Annotated in this window: 6 protein-coding genes; 3 read left to right on the top strand and 3 right to left on the bottom strand. The window is 74.3% G+C overall.

The window, feature by feature from the left end:
• Both ACFWEK_RS16590 and ACFWEK_RS16585 read left to right on the top strand, forming a co-directional pair.
• The coding region (locus tag ACFWEK_RS16590; protein ID WP_430554747.1) for a hypothetical protein at window positions 1-1,247 on the top strand (1,247 nt) is incomplete at its 5' end.
• Complete coding sequence (locus tag ACFWEK_RS16585) at window positions 1,244-2,650, top strand: UDP-glucose dehydrogenase family protein (RefSeq protein WP_430554746.1); 1,407 nt, start codon at window positions 1,244-1,246, stop codon at window positions 2,648-2,650. The genes ACFWEK_RS16590 and ACFWEK_RS16585, both read left to right, overlap by 4 nt.
• Here the strand turns inward: ACFWEK_RS16585 and ACFWEK_RS16580 are convergent.
• The 3 genes from ACFWEK_RS16580 to ACFWEK_RS16570 form a co-directional block, all read right to left on the bottom strand.
• Window positions 2,640-3,887: an NAD(P)/FAD-dependent oxidoreductase gene (locus tag ACFWEK_RS16580; RefSeq protein WP_430546109.1), complete on the bottom strand. Its 1,248-nt coding sequence runs from the start codon at window positions 3,885-3,887 to the stop codon at window positions 2,640-2,642. The genes ACFWEK_RS16585 and ACFWEK_RS16580 overlap by 11 nt on opposite strands.
• 87 nt (window positions 3,888-3,974) lie before the next feature.
• Window positions 3,975-4,943, bottom strand: a complete 969-nt coding sequence (locus ACFWEK_RS16575; protein ID WP_430554745.1) for an epimerase — start codon at window positions 4,941-4,943, stop codon at window positions 3,975-3,977.
• Window positions 4,944-5,104: 161 nt separating this feature from the next.
• Complete coding sequence (locus ACFWEK_RS16570; protein ID WP_429766673.1) at window positions 5,105-5,371, bottom strand: GlsB/YeaQ/YmgE family stress response membrane protein; 267 nt, start codon at window positions 5,369-5,371, stop codon at window positions 5,105-5,107.
• Between the two features lie 1,230 nt (window positions 5,372-6,601).
• Here ACFWEK_RS16570 and ACFWEK_RS16565 point away from each other — a divergent pair.
• A partial coding sequence (locus ACFWEK_RS16565; RefSeq protein WP_430554744.1) for a glycosyltransferase family 2 protein occupies window positions 6,602-7,255 on the top strand: 654 nt, incomplete at its 3' end.

Here is a 7,255-nt window from a genome sequence, read left to right as displayed (position 1 = left end):
GGGCGCCCGCCGTGCCCGCACCGCCCGCCATGCCCGCGACGTCCACCGCGACGGACGGCACGGTCCCGCCGGCGGGACGGATCAGGTACGCGCCGGTCGCGTGCGCGCTGGCGGACGTCCTCGCCGACGACGGCCGGCGGCTCTCCGCCGTGGTCCCGCGGCGGGCGGACCGCCTGCTCGTGGTCGGCACCGAGGCCGACGGCCGGGTCGTCGCCGGCCGCTGGGACGCCGACGCGTGCACGGCGGCGGGCCTCGCCGTCCGGGTGGACGCCCGGGCGCGGGAGGTCGCCGGCGGCGGGCTGGTGCTCCAGCCCGACGGCGCCGACCCGGACCTGCCGTCGCTCGCCGCGCGCGTGCGGGACGGCGCGACGCTCGTCGCGCACCGCTCGGGACGACGCGGCGTGGTGCGCGACCCCTCCGGCACGTACACGAAGGTCACGCGGCCGGGGCGCGAGGCCGCCGACGTGGCGGTGCCGTCGGCGGCGTTCGCCACCCCGGAGGTCGTGGGCCGCGGCGACGGGTTCGTCACCACCACCGCGCTGCCCGGGCGCACGCTGCACGAGCTGCTGCGCGAGCCCGACGTGCCCGACGGCGGGCTCGACCCCGTGCCCGGCCTCGTGCTCGACGAAGCGGGGCGCGCGGTCGGGCGCGGGCTGCGGCTGCTGCAGGACGCGGCGCGGTCGGGCCTCGTGGCGCACGACGCCGAGGCCGAGGGTGCGGTCGTCGCCCGCTGGTGGGGGCTGGCCGCCGCCCACGGCGCGACGACCGACGCGGCCGCGGACGCCGTCGTCCGGCGGGTGCGTGCCGCGCTGGCCGCCGCCCCCGCGGGCCCCGCGGTGCTCACGCACCGCGACCTGCACGACAAGCAGCTGCTCGTGCACGTCGACGACGACGCGGTCACCGGCGGCGGGGTGCGCGTCGGCCTGCTCGACCTGGACCTCGCCGCCGTCGCGCACCCGGCGCTCGACCTGGCCAACCTGCTCGTGCACCTCGAGCTGCGCGTCCACCAGGGCCTGTGCCCGCCCGCCCGCGCTGCCCGCGTGGCCCGCGCCCTCGTCGACGGCTACGGCCACGGCTCCGGCTCCGACCCGGCCGCGCTGCGGCCCTGGGCGACCGCCGCCCGGGCCCGCCTCGCCGCGGTGTACGCCTTCCGACCGGCGCCCCGCGACGTGCCCGGCGCGCTCCTGACCGACCTCGACCGGCCCCTGCCGTTCGAGCCCGCCCTGCTCACCCTGGAGGACCGATGACGCACGCCATCACGACCACCGCCACGACCATCGCAGGGACCGCAGCCGACGCCGCCGTGCCCGAGCCCACGCGCGTCACCGTGATCGGCACGGGCTACCTGGGCGCGACGCACGCGGCGTGCCTGGCCGAGCTGGGCTACGACGTGCTCGGCCTGGACACCGACCCGGCGAAGATCGCCGACCTGGCCGCGGGGCGCCTGCCGTTCTACGAGCCCGGGCTGGCGGGGCTCGTCGAGCGGCACACCGCCGCCGGGCGCCTCCGGTTCACGACCGATGCGGCGGAGGCGGCCGCGTTCGCGGACCTGCACTTCGTGTGCGTCGGCACGCCGCAGCGCCGGGACTCGATGGCCGCGGACACGAGCCACGTCGAGGCCGCCGTGGCCGCGCTCGTGCCGCACCTGCGCGGCGACGCGCTGCTCGTCGGCAAGTCCACCGTCCCCGTGGGCACGGCGGCCGGGCTGCAGGCGCTCGCCGACCGACTCGCCCGCGCGGGGGTCGAGGTGGGCGTCGCGTGGAACCCGGAGTTCCTGCGCGAGGGCCGCGCCGTCGAGGACACGCTGCGCCCGGACCGGATCGTCGTCGGCGTCGCCGACCCGCGGCACGAGAAGGCGCTGCGCGAGCTGTACGCACCCGTCGTCGACGCCGGCGTGCCGTTCCTCGTCACCGACCTCGCCACGTCCGAGCTGGTCAAGGTGGCGGCGAACGCGTTCCTCGCCACGAAGATCTCGTTCGCCAACGCGATCGCCGAGCTGTGCGACGCCGCCGGCGGCGACGTCGTCGCGCTCACGGACGCGATCGGGCACGACGCCCGCATCGGGCACCAGTTCCTGAGCGCGGGCCTCGGCTTCGGCGGCGGCTGCCTGCCCAAGGACATCCGTGCCCTCATGGCCCGCGCCGGCGAGCTCGGCGTCGACGAGGCGCTGACGTTCCTGCGCGAGGTCGACGCCATCAACATGCGGCGCCGGTCGCGCGCCGTCGCGCTGGCGGTCGAGGAGTGCGGCGGCAGCGTGCTCGGGCGCCGCATCGCCGTCCTGGGCGCGGCGTTCAAGCCCGGCACCGACGACGTGCGCGACTCGCCCGCGCTCAACGTCGCCGCCCAGCTGCAGCTGCAGGGCGCGCACGTGCGCGTGCACGACCCGCGGGCCAACGCCACCGCCGCGCGCACGTTCCCCACGTTGGGCTACGCGGACACCGTCGAGGAGGCGGTCACCGGCGCCGACCTCGTGCTGCACCTCACCGAGTGGCAGGAGTTCCGCGACCTCGACCCGGCGGCCCTCGAGCCCGCGCGCCGCGTCGTCGTGGACGGTCGCAACGCGCTCGACGCCGACCGCTGGGCCGCCGCCGGCTGGCGGGTCCGCGCCCTCGGCCGCCCCGCAGTCGGCCCGGCGACGGTCAGCCCGTGAACGCCTCCAGCTCGGCGCGGGGGACCTGGCGGCGGGAGCGGATGAGTTCCTCGACGTCGTCCATGCGGTCCCACACGTTGACGGCCATGCCCGCCTGCACCTCGCCGTCGCGCAGCCAGAACGCGACGAGCTCGCGGTCGTCGACGGAGCCGCTGATCACGACCTCGGTGTCGCCGGCGCGCGGGTCGACGTAGCCCTTGTACTCCATCCCGACGTCGTACTGGTCGCTGAAGAAGTAGGGGAGGACGTCGTAGGCGGCGTCGTCGCCGAGCATCGCGCGGCCGGCGTGCGCGCCCGTGTCCTGCGCCACGGCCCAGTGCTCCACGCGCAGCGGGCGGCCGTAGTGCGGTGAGGGGACGGACGCGATGTCGCCGGCGGCGAAGACGTCGGGCGCGGAGGTGCGCAGGGTGCCGTCGACGACGATCCCGCCGCCGAGGTCGCGCGAGCGCAGCTCGATGCCCGCGGCCGACGCGATGCCCACGTTGGGCGTGACGCCCACGCCCATCACCACGAGGTCGGCCTCGAGGTGGGTGCCGTCGGCCAGCTCGACGCCCTTGACCCGGCCGGACTCCCCGGTGAACGCGACGACGTCGCCCCGGTGGCGCAGGACGCCGCGCTCGTCGTGCACCCGCCCGTACAGGGAGCCGAGCTCCGGGCCGAGCGTGGCCTGGAGGGGGTGCTCGGTCTGGCCGACGAGGCACACGTCGAGGCCGAGCATCCGGGCGGACGCCGCCACCTCGGTGCCGATCCAGCCGTCCCCGACGACGACCACCTTGCCCTCGCCCTCGAGCGACGCGGGCAGCAGGAGGCCGGCGAGCAGGTCCGCGTCGTCGACCGTCCGGAGGGTGTGCACGCCGATGAAGCTCCGGCCCGGCACCTGGAGCGCGCGGGGCGTGGAGCCGGTCGCGAGCAGCAGCCTCGAGTAGCCGAGCGTGGAGCCGTCGGCGAAGGTCACCTCGTGGTCGGCCGGGGCGAGGTCGACGACGGTGGTGAGCGTGCGCAGGTCGATGGCGTGGTCGTCCCACCAGCCCGCCTTGAGCGGGTAGATGACGTCGGGCTCCGCCTGCCCGCGCAGGTAGTCCTTCGACAGCGGCGGGCGCTCGTACGGGCGGTGCCCCTCGGAGGTGACGACGACGAGGTGGACGTCGGGGTCCTGCTCGCGGACGGCCTCCACGGCCCTGGCGGCGGCCAGGCCGCCTCCGACGACGACGACGGGTGCGGTGGACGACGCGGGCATGGTGGACTCCTGACCAGCGGGGACGAGGGCTTCTGAGGCCGACGGTGCCACAGTTCCGCGCTGCTGGCGACCCTCCGCCCGGACGCGTCAGCGGCGTCCGACGACGTCGGCGACCGCGGGCCCCATCTGCGGCCAGGAGAACTCGAAGCCGGCGGCGGTCAACCGCTCCGGGAGCACCCAGCGGCTCTTGAGCACCAGCTCGGACTCGTTGCGGAGCGCCCAGAGCGCGGGCTCCAGCAGCCAGCGCGGGGTCGGGAGGCCCACCGGCATGCCGACGGCGCGGCGCAGCTCTGCCATGAGGGTGCGGTTGTCGCTCGGGTGCGGTGCGGACAGGTTGACCGGCCCGCCGAGCTCGTCGTGGGACTCGAGGAACCGGATCGCGGCGAGCACGTCGTCGACGTGGATCCACGAGAACTTCTGCCGGCCGCCCGAGCGGTGGACCGGCCCCGGGCCGCCCGTCGGCTCGTCGCCGATGCCGCGGTAGCGGCGGTGCGGGAACCACCAGCCGTCGTGCTGCGGCCCGCCCACGCCGAGCCGCGCGATCCGGGCCAGCAGGTCGGACGCCGGTCCGCCGAGCACGATCGCCATGCGCAGCGCCACGCGGCGCGTGCCGGGCAGGTCGCCGGCGAAGAGCTCGCGCTCCCAGCTGCGGGCGACGTCCACGGAGAAGCCCGTGCCGAGCTCGCCGTCGGACTCGGTCTGCGGTCGGTCCGCCGCGTACCGGTAGATGGTGGCGGTGCTCGCGTTGAGCCACAGTCGTGGGGGCGCCGTGGCCGCCGCGATCGCCTCGTGCAGCGCCCGCGTGGTGGCGACCCGCGAGCGCAGGATCTCGTCGCGGTTCGCCTCGGTGTACCGGCAGCCGACGCTCTTGCCCGCGAGATTCACGACCAGGTCGGCGCCGTCGACGACGGCGGCCAGCGCCGCGGGGTCGCCCCAGCGGGCCTCGGGACCCGTGCGCCCCACGCGGGCGACGTCGTACCCGCGCTCCGTCAGGTCGGCCACCAGCCGGTGCCCGATGAACCCGTTCCAGCCCGAGACCACCGCACGTCCGCGCATCGTCATCCCTTCCGTCGACGTCGGGCTCGCCGTAGTGGGCCTGCATGGCGACGCTGTCGCCGATCGAGATCAGTATCTCGGCCTGGCGCGCGGCCGGACCCAGGACTGCGGCACTCGCCCCCTGCGCGGGTCGTGACGCGCAGGGGGCGAGCGACGGAGAGTCAGGCGTGCTTGCGACCTGTGGCCCACGACCAGATCGCCACGACGATGATCGACCCGACGAGAGCGAAGCCCCACGTGCCGAGGTCGAAGAACTCGTCGTTCACGCTGGTGCCGAAGACAGCCGATGCGATGAACCCACCCACGAGCGCGCCGACGATCCCGAGCAGCAGCGTGACGATCCAGCCGCCCTTCTGCGCCCCCGGAACGATGGCCCGGGCGATCGCTCCCATGATGAGCCCGATGAGGATCCACCCGATGATGCTCACGACAATCTCCTTTTCGTTCAGGAAACAGAACTTCACAGCAAAACGCACTTCTGCGTCGGGCCGGGACATTTCCACGGGTCTTCGTGGCTCGCATCCCGAAGGGCACGTGGCGAAGGGCACGCGGCGGCCTCGCAGGTAGCCGGGGGGTTTCGCCGCGCGTGCTGACGGTTGGGGCGCTAGCGTCCTTCGCCGGACCGGCGACCGGCGACCGTCCGGCTCCTGGACGTCGCCGACCATGATCTCCGCTCGGCACCGAACGTCGACGACCGCTTGCCGGCGAGGGAGGGCTTGGTCTGCAGATCGCGCAGCGACTCTCCCCGGACGTGGGTCGGTACGCCACCCGTCACCGCGTGCGCGCGGGCCCCCAGCCGAGCCCCCACGACCGTTCCCGGGCCTCAGCAGGCAGAGCAAGAGGCCCCCTGGCTAGGGTTTCCGCTGATCAGAGGGCCTCTCTGGTGGTCGGGGTGACAGGACTTGTACCTGCGACCTCTTCGTCCCGCAGGCAATCCGACGCCGCGCATTGGTCTCGGTTCGTTGTTGTTCTGCGGGTTGGCGTCCGCCGGCGTCCGCTGGTGGTCGCGGCGGTAAGCCTCCGGTTGCGCCCCCAGCGCGTCGTCTCGTGGAGGTGGGGACATGGGAGGGCGCTGAATCGGTAGCGGAGCACGGGAGGCCGAGCCCGCGCGGCGGAGCCGCGCGCTTGAGTCAGTAAGGAAAGTTCTCACGCGACGACGTGAGCGGGCGCCTGAATCTGCGCGGCACGTCGGTGTCCCGACGTTGGAACGCCGCGAGGTCCACGGGGGTGTGCCTCGACGAGCAGCACACCCCGAGGGCTTCAGAACCAGATGTTTCTGACGTGCACCAGGACCGGGTTCGAAATCTCCGCGACCCATCGATCAGCCCACTGGGTGCTGCCCTCGATCGGCCCACAGGTAGACGGGACATCGCGCCCAGTCCGCTGGGTATGTGCACCCGACCCCGGTCTCCCCTGTACCCCATACGCAGGTATGGGTCTGTGCCGTGCCTCGGCTGGCTCGACGGTGGGGCTCCACCAACCACAAGGAGGAGTCACATGTATCAGTCGGCAGTGGCACAGTCGGGCGGCGCACTTGCCATGACCGGCGCGGTCGCCTCGACGTACATGGTGATCGGGGCGTGGACGCTGGTTGTCGCGGGCCTCGCGCTGGTGATGACGGCCCGCGTCCTGCGACGCAGGGCTCAGAGGGAAGGGCGATGACGTCTCGGGGGTCGGCGGCCCGTTCGGCCGCAGGCCCGATCACACCACGAGTCACGGTCCTGGTGCCCGCCCACGACGAAGAGGAGGCGCTGCCGCGCACACTGCGGTCGTTGGCGGACCAGACGCTGCGCCCCGGCCGCGTGGTCGTTGTCGCGGACAACTGCAGTGACGCCACCACGGACGTTGCCCGCGCCCATGGCGCAGATGTCGTCGAGACGAGCGGCAACCGCGACCGCAAGGCCGGAGCCCTGAACCAGGCGCTGCGACGCGTTCGGACCGACTTGGTGCTGGTGCTGGACGCCGACACGACGATTACGCCCCGGTTCGTCGAGGACGGGCTGCGTCTCCTCGATTCCCGGCCCAGCCTTGGCGCGGTCGGTGGGGTGTTCGAGGGGGAGTCCCCTCGTGGATACCTGCAGGGCTGCCAGGCCAACGAGTACGAACGCTACGGCGTCCAGGTGGACGTCACCCGGCGTACGAGCGTGCTCACAGGCACCGCCGCGCTGATCCGGCGCGAAGCGCTTGAGGAGGTCGCGCGGGAGCGTGGTAGCCGGCTCCCCGGGGTCGCGGGCGACGTCTACGATCGCGCCGCGATCACCGAGGACAGCGAGCTGACGCTCGCGCTGCGGACGCTCGGCTACGAGCTCGCG

It is taken from the genome of Isoptericola sp. NPDC060257 (assembly GCF_042726645.1).
Taxonomy (GTDB): Bacteria; Actinomycetota; Actinomycetes; order Actinomycetales; family Cellulomonadaceae; genus Isoptericola; species Isoptericola nanjingensis.
Note: the sequence above shows the minus strand (reverse complement) of the source record. Positions and strands in the feature narration are given on the sequence as shown.